The sequence below is a fragment of the Citrobacter sp. ABFQG genome (assembly GCF_004322975.1).
Lineage (GTDB): Bacteria > Pseudomonadota > Gammaproteobacteria > Enterobacterales > Enterobacteriaceae > Citrobacter > Citrobacter freundii.
In genome coordinates this window covers 1269208-1288577 of sequence record NZ_CP036435.1, presented here as the reverse complement: position 1 = coordinate 1288577, position 19370 = coordinate 1269208, and the positions used below count along the sequence as shown (strand labels likewise).

The following is a 19370-nucleotide window of genomic DNA, read 5'->3' as shown; positions in this document are numbered from 1 at the left end:
ATCCTCCACCTGATGAATTACTTCACATCCTGAATTCGTTTGATCAAATCCTGGTGGTCTTTACCATAATTATCCCGCACTGACTGCGTGGCTTTATAGAAATAGTCCGTATCAATATCGTGGAACTGAACGCCGTTGGCTTTCATGGTCTCCAGTGATTTTGCATTATAATCCTGCCAAAGTTTTCGTTGCTCTACCTGTGCTTCTTTGGCGAGTTTAATAATGAGGTCCTGGTCTTCTTTTTTTAACTTATCCCATTTGGCTTTCGAGAACAGAAAAAGCTCAGGAATAATAAAGTGTTTGCTCCAGGTATAGTTTTTCACGACCGGCAAATAGTTATGCGCAACAAACGTTGGCGGGTTATTTTCCGTGCCATCAATAACGCCGGTCTGCATACCGCTAAATACTTCACTGACGCCCATGACAACGGAGTTAGCGCCCATCGCTTTCAGGGTATCCAGCGCTATCGGACTCCCTTGAACACGGATTTTCATACCGTGTAAATCTTCCGGTTTCACCACTGGATTTTTGGTGATCAGGTTGCGCGTTCCGGCATCCATCCAGCCGAGGAACACCAGCCGCGATTTGGCGTTGGCCGTCAGGCGGTCGCCAATCTCCTGACCAATCATGCCGTCGAGAACCTTATGCAGATGGTCTTCATCACGGAAAATATATGGCAGGGTAAACACGTTAATTTCAGGGAGAATAGCGGCGACTGGCGTCATTGAGACACGAATAATATCGATAGCGCCTAATTGTGCCTGCTCAATCATCTGTTTTTCGTCGCCTAACACACCACCGGGAAAGGTTTTAATCTCCAGACGACCTTCGGTAGCGGCGCTAAGTTTTTCCCCCATATGTTTCACGGCAACAACGTTCGGGTAATCAGCCGGATGCACATCTGCGGCGCGAAAGGTTTGTGCCAGCGTTGCATGACTCGCCAGTAATACAGACGCGCCAATACACAGACTTAACAGGTTTTTTGTCAGTTTCATTTGTCCTTCTCCAGAAGTTCATAATATCCATTAACAGGAATAGCTTGCAGAGCAAATGACTGCCGGAATTAAAAACGGGCAGCGAGAAACTTTCTTAACGACGTTACCTGCGCAGACTAACTGGTGTAACAATTTATTTCGATGACTACGTTCACAAAAAATCGCAGACAGTTAAATTTTTTAGCACGCTGTTTCATTTTTGCAATGCAGATCGTTTTATTGATAAAAAAACAACGCAAGAAAGGCGATTTGATACTAACAACCCGCGTTAGTATTTCAATAAAAATAAAACACCAATATTTCGGGAGAATATCTTTCGAATGAAAAAGTGAAATGCAGGATGGTATTAACACCATCCTGCAGAAGAGAAGTTGAGGATTACTGCCAGCCGTAGCGGCGGCTATAAAAACCTTTCACAAGCTGGGTTAATGTCATGTAACCCGCCAGAATTGCAATCAGCCACGGGAAGTAGCTCAGCGGCAGCGCCTGCAATTGCAGATAGCTGGCCAGCGGCGAGAACGGTAATGCAATGCCCACCACCATTACCACCAGCGTCATCAGCATCAGCGGCCATGCGGCGCGGCTTTGGATAAACGGCACGCGACGGGTACGGATCATATGCACAATCAGCGTTTGCGACAGCAGGCCCACCACAAACCAGCCAGACTGGAACAATGTCTGATGTTCAGGTGTATTGGCATGGAAGACGAACCACATCAGGCAGAAAGTCAGAATGTCAAAGATCGAGCTGATCGGTCCAAAGAAGATCATAAAGCGGCCCAACTCGGCGGGATTCCAGCGCTGCGGCTTTTTGATCTGCTCTTCATCAACGTTATCAAACGGAATCGCCACCTGGGATACATCGTACAGCAGGTTCTGAATCAGTAAGTGCAACGGCAACATCGGCAGGAACGGTAAGAAGGCGCTCGCAACCAGCACGCTAAACACATTACCGAAGTTAGAACTGGCCGTCATTTTGATGTACTTCAGCATGTTAGAGAAGGTTCGGCGTCCTTCGATTACCCCTTCTTCCAGCACCATCAGGCTCTTTTCCAGCAGGATGATATCAGCCGCTTCACGTGCAATATCAACCGCGCCGTCAACGGAGATACCAATGTCCGCCGCGCGCAGCGCCGGAGCGTCGTTAATGCCATCGCCCATAAAGCCGACCACATGACCTTCGCGCTTGAGCAGCGTGACAATACGCTCTTTGTGCATTGGTGTCAGGCGGGCAAACAGCGTGGTGCGCTGAGCAAGCGTTGCCAGTTCGTCATCGCTTAACCCCTCAATGCTGCTGCCGATCACCACATCGCCCGCATCCAGCCCCACTTCACGGCACACTTTTGCCGCCACCAGCTCACTATCGCCCGTCAGAATTTTCACCGTAATACCGCTGGCTTTCAGCGCTTTAAGCGCCGGTGCGGTGGTCTCTTTCGGCGGATCGAGAAACGCAATATAGCCTTCGAGGATCAGATCGGATTCATCAATACGTTGGTAATCGCCTTCACGCGCTGGCAGGTATTTCGTCGCCACCGCCACCACGCGCAGCCCCTGGCGGTTCAGCGTGTCCGTGACGCGTTTCACCCGACGCAGCATGTTGTCATCTAACGGAACAATCTCACCATTGTGGCGCACCTGGGTACACACGCTGAGGATCTCCTGTAGTGCCCCTTTACAGACCAACTGGTGCACATCGGTTTCTTCTGCCACCACCACCGACATACGGCGACGTTCGAAATCAAACGGGATCTCATCGATTTTTTGCCAGCGGGTAGAGAGCCGACGGGCGGATTCTTCGTCCACGCCTTCCAGCACTGCCGTATCCAGCAGATTCTTCAGCCCGGTCTGGTAGTGGCTGTTCAGCCACGCAGAATGCAGGACGTGTTCGCTGGGCTTTCCAGATATATCAGTATGATTCTCCAGCACTATTTTATCTTGTGTCAGAGTGCCGGTTTTATCGGTGCACAGAATATCCATCGCGCCAAAGTTCTGGATAGCGTCGAGGTGTTTAACGATAACCTTTTGTTTTGACAGCTTCACCGCCCCACGCGCCAGCGTCGAGGTGACGATCATCGGCAGCATTTCTGGAGTCAGCCCCACCGCCACAGACAGCGCAAACAGCGCCGCTTCCCACCAGTCACCTTTGGTATAACCGTTGATGATCAGCACAATCGGCGCCATCACCAGCATAAAGCGGATCAGCAGCATGCTGACGCGGCTGATCCCTTTCTGGAAGGCATTCTGCTCGCTTTCCTGCTCGCTGACGCGGCCCGCCAGTTGCCCGAACCAGGTATTGGCCCCAGTCGCAATCACGATGGCCTGCGCCGTGCCACTCACCACATTGGTGCCCATAAAGCACAGGGTATCGCATTCCAGCGGGTTGCTTTGCTGCGGGTCGCGGCTGGTTGCAACTTTCTCTACCGGCAGCGATTCACCGGTCAGCGAAGCCTGAGCCACAAACAGGTCACGAGCCTGTACCACGCGCAGATCGGCCGGGATCATATCCCCTGCCGCCAGTTTGATAATATCGCCAGGAACCAACTGATCGATCGGCAGTTCAACCCAACCGTTCTCCCCTTTCTCGTTGATAACGCGCAGCACCGTGGCGGTGTTGCTGACCATCGCTTTCAACGCATCCGCCGCTTTGGTGGAACGTGCCTCCTGCACAAAATTCAGCAGCGTCGAGATGGCGACCATCAGCGCGATGACGCCGGCAGCGAACAGATCCTCAGTGGCATAGGAAATCGCACCAAGGATGGTCAGCAGAATATTAAACGGGTTGCGGTAGCAGACCCACAGATGCACCCACCAGGGCGACGGCTTCTGCGCCGGCAACTGGTTTTCGCCATGGATTTCGCGAGCGTTCTCGACTTCTGCGGCGTTCAACCCTTCTGGGTGCGCGCCGAACGTTTTCCACAGCGCTGCTTCGTCCATCAGCGCCATTTTCAGGCAATGTTCGCTCAGCGAGGGTGGGATCGGCGTGCTGGCAACGGTTTGCGCATTGGGTAGCGGATCGCGATGCACCAGACGATGCGGTAGATGGCGGTTTAGCCGGGCAAATAGCTGGCGAGTAATATTTTTGAACATAGGCAGTCCCCCTGCACCAGTATAAACAGGCGCAGTAAATCCTTCAGGCGTGGCAAAACCTTGCCTGATGGCAATCTCAAAATCGTAACAGGGACGTCAGAACGTCACTGTCTTACGCATCCGGTAAGACAGTGAAAGACAGGCTTACCGGAAAGGGTTGTTTCTCCGTCTCGGGAGAGGGGTGGGATCGGGATCCATATAGCCTCCGGTAAGTGAAAGATTTGCGCTGCGGATTATACGCAGAAAACCATAAGGTTTGTGGCAATTATGGCGGTATGATACAGCACGGAAACTAAACCAAATGTATACCAGACTTTGCCCATTGCACTGCGCTTGAGTAAAGTTATTCTCTATTTGGCATAACTTCACACGCAACATGGGAAAACAGGATGCAAAATCGGCTGACCATTAAAGACATCGCCCGCTTAAGCGGTGTGGGAAAATCAACCGTTTCCCGTGTGCTCAACAATGAAAGCGGCGTGAGTGAACGCACCCGCGAGCGCGTTGAAGCGGTGATGAATCAGCACGGTTTTTCCCCTTCCCGCTCCGCACGCGCCATGCGTGGGCAAAGCGACAAGGTAGTGGCGATTATCGTCACGCGTCTGGACTCGCTTTCGGAAAATCTCGCCGTGCAGACCATGCTGCCCGCCTTTTATGAACAGGGTTACGATCCGATCATGATGGAAAGCCAGTTCTCACCCGAACTGGTTGAAGAACATCTCGGCATGCTCCGACGCCGTAATATTGACGGCGTGGTGCTGTTTGGTTTTACCGGCATTACTGAATCCATGCTCACCACCTGGCAGGATTCGCTGGTGCTGCTGGCACGCGATGCCAAAGGCTTTGCCTCGGTCTGCTATGACGATGAGGGTGCCATTCGCACCCTGATGCAGCGTTTATATGAACGCGAGCATCGCCATATTAGCTTTCTTGGCGTTCCTCATAGCGACGTGACCACCGGTAAGCGCCGCCATGAAGCTTATCTGGCATTCTGTAAGAAACACAAACTGCATCCGGTTGCCGCGCTGCCGGGTCTGGCCATGAAGCAGGGCTATGAGCAGGCCGCCAGTGTCATCACCCCGGAAACAACCGCACTAGTCTGCGCGACGGACACCCTCGCCCTTGGGGTCAGCAAATACCTGCAGGAGCAGCGAATTGAGAACCTGCAGTTGGCGAGCGTGGGCAGCACGCCGCTGATGAAATTCCTCCATCCGGAAATTATCACCGTCGACCCAGGATACGCCGAAGCCGGGCGACAAGCGGCCTCGCAGCTGATCGAGCAGATCAACGGCCGCAGTGAACCACGACAAATCGTTATTCCTTCCACCCTCTCCTGACCGCTTTCTGAGCGTTAATTTGTGATCTTCGCTGCGTTTCGGGAACGTTCCCATTTTTAAATATTCATCGACGATATACTCTGGCGCCAACAACGCGAGAGTTGCCGGATGGCGACCTAACGCGTCTTATCCGGCCTACGGGGAACACACGTCATCATGAGCAAAATAAAACAAGCAGACATCGACCGGCTGATTGAGCTGGTAGGCGGGCGCGACAATATCGCCACGGTAAGCCACTGCATTACTCGCCTGCGTTTTGTGCTGAATCAGCCTGCGAACGCCAGGCCGAAAGAGATCGAACAGTTGCCGATGGTCAAAGGCTGCTTCACCAATGCCGGGCAATTTCAGGTGGTGATTGGCACCGAGGTAGGTGATTATTACAAAGCGCTGCTGGCGACTACCGGACAAGCCAGCGCCGACAAAGAGCAGGCGAAAAAAGCGGCACGGCAGAATATGAAATGGCATGAACAGCTGATTTCTCATTTTGCGGAGATCTTCTTCCCGCTGCTGCCCGCGCTGATTAGCGGCGGCTTGATCTTAGGTTTCCGTAACGTGATCGGCGATCTGCCGATGAGCAATGGCCAGACGCTGGCGCAGATGCATCCTTCGCTGAAAACCCTTTACGACTTCCTGTGGCTGATTGGCGAGGCGATCTTCTTCTATTTGCCGGTCGGGATCTGCTGGTCGGCGGTGAAGAAAATGGGTGGTACGCCGATCCTCGGTATTGTGCTGGGCGTAACCCTGGTTTCACCGCAGTTAATGAACGCTTATTTGCTCGGTCAGCAGGTACCGGAAGTGTGGAACTTCGGCCTGTTCAGCATTGAGAAAGTAGGCTACCAGGCGCAGGTCATTCCGGCATTGTTGGCCGGGCTGGCGCTCGGGTTTATTGAAACACGCATGAAGCGCATCGTGCCGGATTACCTGTATCTGGTGATCGTCCCGGTGTGTTCGCTGATCCTCGCAGTGTTCCTCGCCCACGCGTTTATTGGTCCGTTTGGCCGCATGATCGGCGACGGTGTCGCGTTTGCGGTCCGCCATCTGCTGACCGGCAGTTTTGCTCCGATTGGCGCGGCCCTGTTCGGCTTCCTGTACGCCCCACTGGTGATCACCGGTGTGCATCAGACCACGCTGGCTATCGACATGCAGATGATTCAGAGCATGGGCGGCACGCCGGTATGGCCACTGATCGCACTGTCGAATATCGCTCAGGCTTCTGCGGTGGTCGGGATCATTATCTCCAGTCGCAAGCACAACGAACGTGAAATCTCCGTTCCTGCCGCGATCTCTGCTTATCTTGGAGTAACTGAACCAGCAATGTACGGGATCAACCTGAAATACCGCTTCCCGATGCTGTGCGCGATGATCGGCTCCGGTCTCGCCGGACTGCTGTGCGGCCTGAACGGTGTGCTGGCAAACGGGATTGGCGTCGGCGGTTTGCCGGGCATCCTCTCCATCCAGCCGACTTATTGGCAGGTATTTGGCATGGCGATGGTCATTGCAATTGTTATCCCAATGATACTGACCTCATTTGTTTACCAGCGTAAATACCGTCTGGGCACATTACAAATTATCTAACTTTTCTTCGGGGCGCAGTTGCGCCCCAGCGTATTTCCAGGAAACAACCATGAATATTCCCCACTGGTGGCAAAACGGCGTTATCTATCAGGTTTACCCCAAGAGTTTTCAGGACACTACCGGCAGCGGCACCGGCGATTTACGCGGCGTGACGCAGCGCCTCGACTATCTGCAAAAACTGGGCGTTGATGCCATCTGGCTGACGCCGTTCTATATTTCGCCGCAGGTTGATAACGGCTACGACGTCGCGGATTACCTGTCTGTCGATCCGGCCTACGGTACGCTGGAAGATTTTGACGAACTGGTGGCGCAGGCGAAAGCCCGCGGCATCCGTATTATTCTCGATATGGTGTTTAACCACACCTCAACCCAGCACGCCTGGTTTCGTGAAGCGCTGGATAAAGACAGCCCGTATCGTCAGTTTTATCTCTGGCGCGACGGCACGCCAGACAGCCCGCCGAATAACTGGCGTTCCAAATTTGGCGGTAACGCCTGGGGCTGGCACGCCGAAAGCGAGCAGTACTATCTGCACCTCTTTGCTCCGGAGCAGGCCGATCTGAACTGGGAAAATCCGGCGGTACGCGCCGAGCTAAAAAAAGTCTGTGAGTTCTGGGCCGATCGCGGCGTGGACGGATTGCGCCTCGACGTGGTGAATCTTATCTCTAAAGATCAGGACTTCCCGAACGATCCCGACGGCGATGGGCGGCGTTTTTATACCGATGGCCCGCGCGCGCATGCGTTTTTACGCGAGATGAACCGCGACGTCTTCACGCCACGCGGCCTGATGACGGTGGGCGAGATGTCTTCCACCACACTGGAAAACTGCCAGCAGTACGCCGCACTCAATGGCTGCGAACTGTCGATGACCTTTAACTTTCACCACCTGAAAGTGGATTACCCCAACGGTGAGAAGTGGACGTTAGCCAAACCCGATTATGTCGCGCTGAAAACCCTGTTCCGTCACTGGCAGCAGGGCATGCACAATCAGGCCTGGAACGCGCTGTTCTGGTGTAACCACGATCAGCCGCGCATCGTGTCGCGTTTTGGCGATGAAGGTAAATACCGCATTCCGTCGGCCAAAATGCTGGCGATGGTGCTGCACGGCATGCAGGGCACGCCCTATATCTACCAGGGTGAAGAGATCGGCATGACCAATCCGCACTTCAGCCAGATTACCGATTATCGCGATGTGGAAAGCCATAACATGTTTGCCGAACTGAACGGTCAGGGGCGAGATGCCGACGAACTGCTGGCGATCCTCGCCAGTAAATCCCGCGATAACAGCCGCACGCCGATGCAGTGGGATGCCAGCCAACACGCGGGCTTTACCGAGGGCGAGCCATGGATCAATCTGTGTGACAACGCAGCGGAGATCAACGTGGCGGCAGCGCTGAGCGATGCCGACTCGGTGTTCTACACCTATCAGAAACTGATCGCATTGCGCAAAGCGGAGCCAGTTATTACCTGGGGCGACTATCAGGATCTGTTACCGGACAGCCCACATCTGTGGTGTTACCAACGCGAGTGGCAAGGGCAGCGGCTGCTGGTCATTGCTAATCTGAGCGATACCTTCCAGAACTGGCAGCCAGTCCAGGCCGATGGAAACTGGCAGGTGCTGATGCACAACTATGCCGAGGTCGCCAGCCAACCTGGGGACATGACACTGCGTCCTTTTGAGGCCGTCTGGTGGTTGCAGAAGTAACGCCGCAAAGATACGGATAAGCATCTTTATCCGTATCTTTTATTATTCAATTCAGGAGTGACGTATAGCGATACCTGAAATGTACCATGATAAAATTTACAAGCGCTGGAGAATAAAACAAAAATACCCCTGCCTCTTATTATATAACCCGGCAGGATATTATGAAAAATCTTATTAGAACATGTTCTCTTTCAGCATTACTGATTAGCAGCCAGGGATGGTGTGGAAATACTGCTGTTGATTTACGCTTTGGTCATAACACCAACTCTGACGTTAATGACTCACGTATTAAAGTCATGCACCAGGCCGATAATGGATTTTATTTTTCCGTTGAGGCTGCACAAAATCACAATGACACATTTTTTGGCGATACCGATCGTAACGACCCCGATGATAAAGGTGTCACTGAAGCCGCTCAAGAAATAGAAACACGCTGGCGTTTTGATTTAGGCGATGGTTATGCAATTGCGCCGGGGATGGTTACTGTATTTACCACCAGCAACACGCATTACCGTCCCTTTATTCAGGGATGGAAGTCTTTTGATAATGGACTTAATCTCTCCGCGCGTTATCGCTATAACACCGTAAATGACTCACACAGTGACAGAGAATTAGACGGCAGCGGTTACACTCGCCGTCAATCTCACCAGTTCGATATCTGGTTTGCCTATAATATCGGCAAGTTTGGCATGTCTTATAATCCCCGCTTCCGCTGGCAGGATGGTGTCGACCAGGGAACGGGTGATGATACGTATTGGGAGCATACCGTGGCGTTCAATTATAAACTGGACGATGGCTGGACCCCGTATGTTGAGCTAGTGTCTCTTGATAAAACCTACATCAATGACCACGGAAATCATGAAAATGATTACGCCGTGCGTCTGGGTATCGTTAAGCAACTCTGATGTTTTACGCCGCATCGTGTTGCAACAAATAGCAACCGATGCGGTCAACAACGGTCAACAACTCCAGTTGACCTTCCCGTTGGTACAAGGAAATCGCATCGATATCAATGTCCAGGGGCCAACACAGCGTAGCCAGCGCCGCTAACGACGATTCTCTCCTGGTAATCGCAATTATTTTTAGCCCTTTTCGCAAAGCATTTCTTGCCATCTCAACTAAAGAAGCGGTTTCTCCCGATTTACTGATCAGCACCAGCGTTCCTCGCGAGACCCGGGTAAGCTGATGAATATCATTGAGAATTAAATGGGGTAAACTCGCCAGTGAAAGAAAGCGAGAAAGGTAATTCAAACTGGTCAGCGATGCACCACGTGAATATAAAAATATATGACTTGAATTACTCAGCAGGTTACATAATTGTATAATTAGTTCTGTTTTTTCGTTGCCAACACTATATTTTACCGGTTCGGCAACACGTCTGTCTCGTGAAAATTTATAACGCAGTTCGGTATAACTCTGATACCCCATTTTCTTACACACCCGATTCACCGACGTCGTCGTCGTGAAGGTCTCGGTCGCAATCACTTTAGCGGAAATATCAGAAATTTCATGTGCATGGCACTGTATATATTCGAATATTAATCTTTCACTACCTTGAAAAGAATTCATAAAACAGCACTCTTTAACTAAAGATAGAATAATCATACTCGTATCTTATACCTGACACTGCAATGCGAATCACACTATCAGGATACAGGTATGCCCATACGCAATTAGTATCACCAAACGTTTAATGGTTCTTTTATTTCTCTTTATAATTTCCGCAGTCCTATTTTTAGAGATTTTACAATGACAAAACTAAAAATTGTTGCAGTAACGGCGTGCCCTACAGGTATCGCCCATACATTTATGGCGGCCAACAAAATTGTCACCTGGGCGAAAGAAAATGGCTTTGACGTTAAGGTAGAAACACAAGGAAGCGATGGGGTCAAAAATAAGCTTTCCCGGCAAGATATCGCCAGCGCTGACGCTGTCATACTGGCAACGGACGTTCCTATCCAGGATGCTGAACGATTCGCAAACACGCTACATCTTAAAATTCGTACCCAGGAACTGATTAAGAATACCGAGCGCTATATTCGCCAGGCGCTAGCCTTGAGCAAAGGCTCCACCCAAATAACTGACGAACCCGAAGAGCATCGTTCCGCATGGCAGATATTTATTGGCCATATTATGGCAGCAATCAGCTATATGCTGCCTGTTGTCGTTCTCGGTGGATTACTTATGGCGGTGGCGAAAATAACCGGGCAATTTATTCCCATCGCCGGAACGCCGTTCGAGGTGCTGGATAAACTGGGCTTTATGGTCATCAAGTTTATGTACCCGGTATTTGCCATGTACCTCGCCTTTTCAATTGCCGGGAAACCCGCACTGATACCTGGTCTTATCGGCGGAATTATGTCTGACGAAGTCTACAAGCGCTTTTTTAATCTCGAAGGTTTTATGCCCTCGGGATTCTTTGGCGCAATCGCCATCGGCTTTTTTGTCGGTCATCTGGTGCAATGGCTCAACGATACAATAAAAGTACGTCAGCAAATCACCACCATAAAAACCATGCTGATCGTGCCGCTGTGTACCGGTATTACACTGGTTATTGTGATGCAGTATCTGATTAACCCCATTTTTGGCGCGCTGAATCAGGCGATGGTGGCCTTTTTTACTTCCGCCGGAGAATCCGGGCGCAGCTTTTACTCGCTGATGATCGCAGCAGGTACCGCTTTCGACCTCGGCGGGCCAATTAACAAAGCTGCGGGGTCGGTGGCGCTGGGACTTAACGGCGTGAGCGATACCTTCGATTTGACAGCCAGAGAACTGGCTATCGTCATCCCTTCAATCGGCGTCGGCATTGCTGCATTGCTCAATAACCGCTTCGGTCTTCCTGATGTGTTCAATAATGAAGAAAAAACTATCGGTAGTACCTCACTACTGCTGGGATTCATTGGCATTTCCGAAGGCGCGATCCCCTTTATTCTGAAAAACCCGCGTCTGATCCCCGTCTTTATGGTCGGCGCAATGTCTGGCGCATTCATCGCCACAACGTTAGGTGTCAAACAATCCTTACCGCTACCTGCCGTTTGGGGATGGCCGCTCGCCACCAACGTCACCGGCTATCTGGTAAGCGTTTTCGCAGGCTCTCTGGTGTGCGCGTTGGGCGTACTTTTCTTCAGCCCGAAACTGGCAACAAATTCAGGAAAGTAAAATGAGTCATATCCATGTCATCGCCCACACGCACTGGGATCAAGAGTGGTATTTCACGTTGCAGGACAGCAATATCCTGGCATCGCGAAACTTTGCCGATGTTATTGATACATTAGAACGTTACGCCGATTACACCTGTTACCATTTCGACGGACAAACCGCCGTGGTTGAGGATTTTCTGGCCGTCAATCCGCAATACGCTGACCGCCTGAAGCTGCTGGTCAAAAACAAGCGGCTTTACATCGGCCCGTGGTACACCCAGACGGATACGTTCAACGTTCACGGCGAATCGATTATCCGCAACCTGAAGTACGGCATACTTTCCGCGCGTAAACTGGGCCACGCCATGATGGTGGGATATCTGCCCGATACCTTTGGTCATAACAGCCAGCTCCCGACGCTGCTTCGCGGATGCAACCTGGACAACATCGTGTTCTGGCGCGGCATTGATCATGACACGCAGGTTGCACAGAGCCAGTTTATCTGGCGTGCGCCGTCAGGTTCGCAAGTCATTGCCTGCGCAATGCTGTTTGGCTACGGGGCAGCCAAAAATATTCAACCGGACGATGCCCACCTGCAGGAAAAAATCTTTCCAATGGTGAATCTCATCCGCCAACGCGCCGGTCTGCATGACTTACTCCTGCCCTGCGGCGGCGATCAGGTCAATATTGATCCTCTGTTACCCGAGATTCTGCAGACGGTCAGCGAACGCTCCCCTACAGGCGATCGGTTCCAGATATCATCGCTGGAAGCGTTTGTTGATACGCTTCGTCAGCAAGCCGATGGATTTACCTGCTGGCAAGGCGAACTGAAATCCCCGCGCTATACCCGGATCCACAAAACCATCGGCTCCGTTCGTTACGACATTAAAAAGAAAAATTACGATATCGAACAATTTTTGTTGGGCAAGCTGGAACCGACTATTGCGCTGGCCCGCCATCATGATATTCACGTCAACCTCCAGTGGGTTGATCAAATCTGGAAAAACCTGTTACGCAACCATGCCCATGACTCCATAGGCGGGTGTAACAGTGATGCCACCAACCGGGATATTCTGCATCGCCTGGAACAGACGGAACAGCTCAGCCATAGCCTGTGGAATCTGGTGATTAAAGAGCTGGCCATTGCCAGCAGCCAAGAGAACGACCTCTTTGTGGTGAACCCTGGCGCGACGCCCTGGTCCGGGGTTGTCAACGCCACGCTATATACCGGCACACCATCCCTTGAACTCTGCGCTGGCGAGCAGACTCTCTCATTTAGCATTATTGAACAAACAGAGCTTTCCGGTGGACGCGTGATTCAGGTTACGCCGCAGGGAGAAAAAGAGGTTGAGCTTCCGCCTTATTATCGCTCGCAGGTCGCTATCGACACGCAGGAACTGCCCGCACTGGGTTATATCAATATTGCCGTTCGCGAGGGCACGCACACGGTTTCTACGCTGCGCCCTTATGCCGAAAACCATATTGAAAATGACCATTATCGACTCAGCCTTGATGACGGAACACTGACGCTACGGGATAAACGTACCGGCAGAACTCTGTCCGACCTGCTGACCTTCGAAGATTGTGCGGATGCAGGTGACAGTTATGATTTTTCACCGCTGCAAGGTGATATCCCCCAAAAGTTCAATCACTTCACACTTCTCGCCTGCGAAAAGAGCCAGCACGTCGAGCGCTTAACGCTGGGCATCACGCTCAACCTGCCCTATTCATTAAGCCAACGCGCAACACAAGAATGCCCGGTACAGGTTGTTTGCGAACTCCGTCAGGGCGAAGCCCATCTTTTTATTGATGCCCGTTTAGAAAACAACGTTTGCGACCACCGCCTGCGCCTGCTGATCAACAGCGATATTCATACTCAGGAATCAATAGCCTCTCAGCCTTTCGGCATTATTCACCGCCCCATTGCCGACGCCCCTGCGAACTGGCAGCAAAACTATCGTGAGAAACCTGTCGATATCGAAACCAGCGAGGGAATTATCGCCATTGCGGAAAACGACAACGCTCTGGTCATAAACAGCCTGGGCATGAAAGAGTATCAGATCCTGCAAAACACAACATCGCAGGTGGCGCTGACGCTCTTCAAATCGACAGGCGTTCTGGGACGCGACGATCTAGCCTGGCGCCCCGGACGCGCTTCCGGCATCAATAATACCGTCGTTTACACGCCCGAGGCCCAGCTCCACAAGCCCCTGATCTTTAACCTGACCCTGACACTTAGCGAGCGTGCCGACCATCTGACATTACGCCGCCTTGAGGAAAGAGCTTTACGTCAGCCTTTCAGCTGGCAGAACCAGAAATTGAATACGCTGGACAACCGTCTGGAGCGCTTCACGCTCAATTTCACACCGCGTTCACTGCCAGAAACTTTCAGTCTGCTGACGTTGCCTGAGCCGCTCATGCTCTCGGCGCTGCCACACGCCCAGACGATAAATGGAACAATATTACGTATTTTCAATGCCGGTGAGCATCCTGTTGAACTCCCACCATTGCTGCAAGAAATGCCGCAGATTAACTATCTGGAAGAACCCGTTAAGCACTGCCGCGAAATTGCGCCTTTCGCCACATGCGATTTCCTTTTCTCACTGCCGGAGCGTGACGCAAAAGTATGAATATCTCCCCACATAAAGCATTTATCCGCGACACGCTGGCACAGCTCTATCCGCAAGCGGATCATCAGGCAATCGCAGCGAAGATTGAACAGCTTATCCAACGCTGGAAACCCAAAACGCAAACGACGATTCCGTTAGATCAAAGCCGTATCTGGATGATCGCCTATGGTGATAGCATCTGCGCGCAAGGGGAAAATCCCCTATCGATTCTCCACCAGTTTGCAAAACTGTGGTTGAAGGGGACGATCAGTGACATTCACCTGCTGCCGATGTTCCCCTGGACCTCCGATGACGGTTTTAGCGTGGTGGATTACCGACAGGTTGATCCACATCTTGGGCAGTGGTCAGATATTGCCGCGCTGGCGGGCGATTTCAATTTAATGTTCGATTTTGTGATTAACCATATTTCACAGCAAAGCCGTTGGTTCCAGGGCTATTTGCATGGTGAGCCTCGCTACCAGAACTACTTTATCAACGCCGATCCGGATGAAAATTACAGCCGGATCACACGTCCGCGTACATCTCCTTTATTAACGCCATTCACGCTTAAAACAGGGGAAACGGCGCATATATGGACCACATTCAGCGCCGATCAAATCGATCTTAACTTCCGTGAACCCGAGGTTTTACTGGAAAGTATTGATATTCTTTTGGAGTATGCTTCACGCGGTGCCCAGGCAATTCGACTCGATGCCGTCGGTTTCTTGTGGAAAGAGAAAAACAGCCGCTGCATTCATCTGCCGCAGACCCATCAGGTAATCAAACTCTGGCGGGCGATCCTGGAAGAGATCTGGCCTGACTGCCTGCTGATTACCGAAACCAATGTGCCACATCAGGAAAACATCAGCTATCTGAGTGCCGGGGATGAGGCTCATATGGTGTATCAATTCCCGCTACCACCGCTGACACTGCATGCCTGCCTGCGCGGCAACGCACGCTGGCTACGCCAGTGGGCGCAAAGCCTGGAGCAAGAAACCTTTCCTGCCAACACTACATTTTTCAATTTCCTCGCTAGCCATGACGGCATTGGCCTGCGACCTGTCGAAAACATCCTCTCGACGGAAGAAAAAGCGTTCCTGGTCAGTGAAGTAGAACGTAAGCAAGGACGAATTTCCTGGCGCACCAATCCAGACGGCAGCCAGTCGCCGTACGAGATGAACATTAACTTTCTGAGCGCGTTAAGCGAACCGGGAGAAGCTCCCGACACGCAGGTTGCCAGATTTGCCGCCGCTCACGCCATCCTCTTTATGTTGCAGGGCGTTCCTGCAATTTACTACCACAGCCTTCTCGGTAGCGAAAATGATATCGCAGGGTTGAACGCGTCAGGGATCAATCGCCGTATTAACCGTGAAAAACTGGATTTCGCCACCACGCATCAGGCATTAGTCACGCCAGAATCCCGACAAGCGAAGATCTATGCCGCACTAACGACATTACTGCGCATTCGCCAACAACATCCCGCGTTCTCACCGGCAGCCGCTCAGCAAGTCCTTACACTGCCGGATGCGCTATTTGGCGTCAAACGCCACCACCAGACAGAGGAAGAAACTGTCTACGGTATTGTGAATGTCACTGGCGCATCACAAACACTTCTCTTACCCGTGACGGGGACAGATCTCCTGACAGGAACCCCCTTTAATGGCGTTTGCGAACTGGCGGGCTGGCAAACGATCTGGATCCACGTCAAGGCACAACCGGAGGCATAAAACATGGAATTGTCTACACTGACTCGTCAGACGCTAATTTTTATCGATCCGCCGCAATCGTCTCCCGATGCGATCATCCGGTATATGTCTTCAGCATTGTCTGAATGCGGACTCATTACCAATAAAGACGCTTTTATTGACAGCGTTCTGCGCCGTGAAAATGAAGGACCAACCGCGCTGGGAGAAGAGCTGGCCGTCCCTCACGGAAAATGTGATTCCGTCGTGCAGGCGTCGTTCTGCGTCGCCCTTTTTCCCGAGCCAATACTGTGGCCGGGTCTTGAAGGGCCTGAACCAGTACGGTTAGTGTTCCTGCTGGCGATCCCGCCAAATGAAGCGGGTACAACGCATATGCAACTGCTCACCCAGCTCACCTCGTCGCTGGTTGAGGATGAGATGCGAAACGCCATGCTTAACGCTACGTCTGCCGAAGAAGTACTGGCGCTGCTCTCGACTGGAACGACACCAGCTCAGGAAGTGCCAGAAAACCGCGTGAAGAGCAGTTACCTTGTACCACTCATTCTGGGTCTCGTCGCCTCGGCAGCCTTCATTAATGCAGGTATCCACTGGATGCAGTCGCTGTCGTCATAGTGTGTTCCGGGCAGCAGATGCCTGCCCGGCTTTACCTTCCTGTTTTTGTTGAATAATTAATCAGAATTTTCTGCCCATAATTTACAATCGCTGTACTGCCCGTCATCTGTACGCTCCGATTTTTACTTTGCGCTACATCAAATAAACCGTAAACATCCTTGATGCAAATCACTACATATAGAACTTAAAATGCACGCCGACCCAATATGTTGTATTAATCGACTACAATTGCTACAACTACAGTGCACCGCTTTACGGTGAAATTGTGGATAAAGTGGGTCAGGATTGCGGGAAGTCATTGGCAATAGAGATGAATAAAGCCATGGCCGCTTCCCCAACCTCTGTGGATAACCTGTTCTTATAAATATGGAGTGATCATGACACCGCATGTGATGAAACGAGATGGCTGTAAAGTGCCGTTTAAATCAGAGCGCATCAAAGAAGCCATTCTGCGTGCAGCTAAAGCAGCGGGAGTCGATGACGCAGATTACTGTGCCACCGTCGCAGAAGTCGTTAGTAGCCAGATGAATGAGCGCAGCCAGGTCGATATCAACGAGATCCAGACAGCGGTAGAAAACCAGCTGATGTCTGGTCCGTACAAACAACTCGCCCGTGCGTACATCGAATATCGCCACGACCGTGATATACAGCGTGAAAAGCGTGGCCGTCTGAACCAGGAAATTCGTGGTCTGGTTGAGCAAACCAACTCTGCTCTGCTGAACGAAAACGCCAACAAAGACAGCAAAGTGATCCCGACCCAGCGTGACCTGCTGGCCGGTATCGTCGCCAAACACTATGCGCGTCAGCACCTGCTGCCGCGTGATGTCGTCCAGGCGCACGAGCGTGGTGATATTCACTATCACGATCTCGACTACTCTCCGTTCTTCCCAATGTTTAACTGCATGCTGATCGACCTGAAAGGCATGCTGACGCAGGGCTTTAAGATGGGTAACGCGGAGATTGAGCCGCCAAAATCCATCTCCACCGCTACGGCCGTCACCGCGCAAATTATCGCGCAGGTTGCCAGCCATATTTATGGCGGTACCACCATTAACCGTATTGACGAAGTTCTCGCACCATTCGTGACCGAGAGCTTTAACAAGCATCGCAAAACCGCTGAAGAGTGGCAGATCCCGGATGCCGACGGTTATGCGCATTCCCGTACCGAGAAAGAGTGCTACGACGCATTCCAGTCTCTCGAGTATGAAGTGAATACCCTGCATACCGCTAACGGCCAGACGCCGTTCGTCACCTTCGGTTTTGGCCTGGGAACCAGTTGGGAATCACGTTTGATCCAGCAGTCCATTCTGCGTAACCGCATTGCGGGCCTCGGTAAAAATCGTAAAACCGCCGTGTTCCCGAAACTGGTGTTCGCCATTCGCGACGGCCTGAACCACAAGTTTGGCGATCCGAACTACGACATCAAACAGCTGGCGTTGGAGTGCGCAAGCAAGCGCATGTATCCAGACATCCTGAACTACGATCAGGTAGTGAAAGTGACCGGTTCGTTCAAAACGCCGATGGGCTGTCGCAGCTTCCTCGGCGTGTGGGAAAACGAGAACGGCGAACAGATTCACGACGGGCGTAACAACCTCGGCGTTATCAGCCTCAACCTGCCGCGTATCGCGCTGGAAGCCCACGGCGATGAAGCCACCTTCTGGAAACTGCTCGACGATCGACTGGTGCTGGCACGTAAAGCGCTGATGACCCGCATTGCGCGTCTGGAAGGCGTGAAAGCCCGCGTGGCCCCAATCCTGTATATGGAAGGTGCCTGCGGCGTGCGTCTGAAAGCGGACGATGACGTGTCAGAAATATTTAAAAATGGCCGCGCGTCTATCTCGCTGGGTTACATCGGCATTCACGAAACCATTAACGCGCTGTTTGGTGACAAACATCTGTACGACAGCGAGCAGCTTCGCGCCAAAGCTATCGCCATTGTCGAACGCCTGCGTCAGGCAGTCGATCAGTGGAAAGACGAGACCGGCTACGGCTTCAGCCTGTACAGCACGCCAAGCGAAAACCTGTGCGATCGTTTCTGTCGTCTGGATACCGCCGAGTTTGGTGTGGTGCCAGGCGTGACCGATAAAGGTTACTACACCAACAGCTTCCACCTCGACGTGGAGAAAAAGGTTAACCCGTACGACAAGATCGATTTCGAAGCGCCATACCCGCCGCTGGCGAACGGAGGCTTCATTTGCTACGGCGAATACCCGAATATTCAGCACAACCTGAAAGCACTGGAAGACGTCTGGGATTACAGCTATCAGCACGTGCCGTATTACGGGACCAACACGCCAATTGATGAATGCTACGAGTGCGGCTTTACCGGTGAGTTCGAGTGCACCAGCAAAGGCTTTACCTGCCCGAAATGTGGTAACCATGACGCCGCGCGCGTGTCGGTCACCCGCCGCGTCTGCGGTTATTTAGGCAGCCCGGACGCCCGTCCGTTTAACGCCGGTAAGCAGGAAGAAGTGAAACGCCGCGTTAAGCATTTGGGTAACGGGCAGATCGGTTAATCCGCTGTTACGTTAATGCCCGGTGGCGCTGCGCTTACCGGGCCTACGGACCGCACTCTTATTGTAGGCCGGGTAAGCGCAGCGCCACCCGGCA

12 protein-coding genes are annotated in these 19370 nt (G+C 52.1%); 9 read left to right on the top strand and 3 right to left on the bottom strand.

All coding sequences use genetic code 11. The features are described from left to right. Window positions 1-17: 17 nt before the first annotated feature. Both WN16_RS06280 and mgtA read right to left on the bottom strand, forming a co-directional pair. On the bottom strand, window positions 18-995 hold the full coding sequence (locus WN16_RS06280) for a TRAP transporter substrate-binding protein (RefSeq protein WP_003839604.1): 978 nt from the start codon (window positions 993-995) through the stop codon (window positions 18-20). A gap of 378 nt (window positions 996-1373) precedes the next feature. Further along, a complete protein-coding gene (gene mgtA / locus WN16_RS06275) occupies window positions 1374-4082 on the bottom strand; it encodes a magnesium-translocating P-type ATPase (protein WP_044699140.1) in 2709 nt (902 codons plus the stop codon). A 389-nt stretch (window positions 4083-4471) separates the two neighbouring features. Here mgtA and treR point away from each other — a divergent pair, with 389 nt between their 5' ends. From treR to WN16_RS06250, 4 genes are all read left to right on the top strand, one after another. Then, the gene (gene treR / locus WN16_RS06265) at window positions 4472-5419 is read left to right on the top strand and encodes a trehalose operon repressor TreR (protein ID WP_003025788.1); all 948 of its coding nucleotides are present in this window, start codon (window positions 4472-4474) and stop codon (window positions 5417-5419) included. A 156-nt stretch (window positions 5420-5575) separates the two neighbouring features. Next, the gene (treB, locus tag WN16_RS06260; protein ID WP_003839598.1) at window positions 5576-6994 is read left to right on the top strand and encodes a PTS trehalose transporter subunit IIBC; all 1419 of its coding nucleotides are present in this window, start codon (window positions 5576-5578) and stop codon (window positions 6992-6994) included. A 49-nt stretch (window positions 6995-7043) separates the two neighbouring features. After that, a complete protein-coding gene (treC, locus tag WN16_RS06255) occupies window positions 7044-8696 on the top strand; it encodes an alpha,alpha-phosphotrehalase (protein WP_044699142.1) in 1653 nt (550 codons plus the stop codon). 161 nt (window positions 8697-8857) lie between these two features. Continuing rightward, complete coding sequence (locus WN16_RS06250; protein WP_003839593.1) at window positions 8858-9601, top strand: oligogalacturonate-specific porin KdgM family protein; 744 nt, start codon at window positions 8858-8860, stop codon at window positions 9599-9601. A 4-nt stretch (window positions 9602-9605) separates the two neighbouring features. Here WN16_RS06250 and WN16_RS06245 read toward each other — a convergent pair whose 3' ends face one another. Continuing rightward, window positions 9606-10265: a MurR/RpiR family transcriptional regulator gene (locus WN16_RS06245; protein WP_003839591.1), complete on the bottom strand. Its 660-nt coding sequence runs from the start codon at window positions 10263-10265 to the stop codon at window positions 9606-9608. A 180-nt stretch (window positions 10266-10445) separates the two neighbouring features. Here WN16_RS06245 and WN16_RS06240 point away from each other — a divergent pair, with 180 nt between their 5' ends. The 5 genes from WN16_RS06240 (at window position 10446) to nrdD (ending at window position 19276) form a co-directional block, all read left to right on the top strand. Further along, complete coding sequence (locus WN16_RS06240) at window positions 10446-11855, top strand: fructose-specific PTS transporter subunit EIIC (protein ID WP_071593166.1); 1410 nt, start codon at window positions 10446-10448, stop codon at window positions 11853-11855. Window position 11856: 1 nt separating this feature from the next. Beyond that, window positions 11857-14466 (top strand): glycoside hydrolase family 38 C-terminal domain-containing protein, encoded by a 2610-nt coding sequence (locus WN16_RS06235; protein ID WP_044699144.1) that lies wholly within the window; start codon window positions 11857-11859, stop codon window positions 14464-14466. Then, the gene (locus tag WN16_RS06230; RefSeq protein WP_044699145.1) at window positions 14463-16172 is read left to right on the top strand and encodes a sugar phosphorylase; all 1710 of its coding nucleotides are present in this window, start codon (window positions 14463-14465) and stop codon (window positions 16170-16172) included. Before WN16_RS06235 ends, WN16_RS06230 begins: the two co-directional genes overlap by 4 nt. A 3-nt stretch (window positions 16173-16175) precedes the next feature. Continuing rightward, window positions 16176-16760 (top strand): fructose PTS transporter subunit IIA, encoded by a 585-nt coding sequence (locus WN16_RS06225; RefSeq protein ID WP_003839584.1) that lies wholly within the window; start codon window positions 16176-16178, stop codon window positions 16758-16760. A gap of 377 nt (window positions 16761-17137) precedes the next feature. Further along, window positions 17138-19276, top strand: a complete 2139-nt coding sequence (nrdD, locus tag WN16_RS06220; RefSeq protein ID WP_003025782.1) for an anaerobic ribonucleoside-triphosphate reductase — start codon at window positions 17138-17140, stop codon at window positions 19274-19276. Window positions 19277-19370 lie beyond the last annotated feature (94 nt).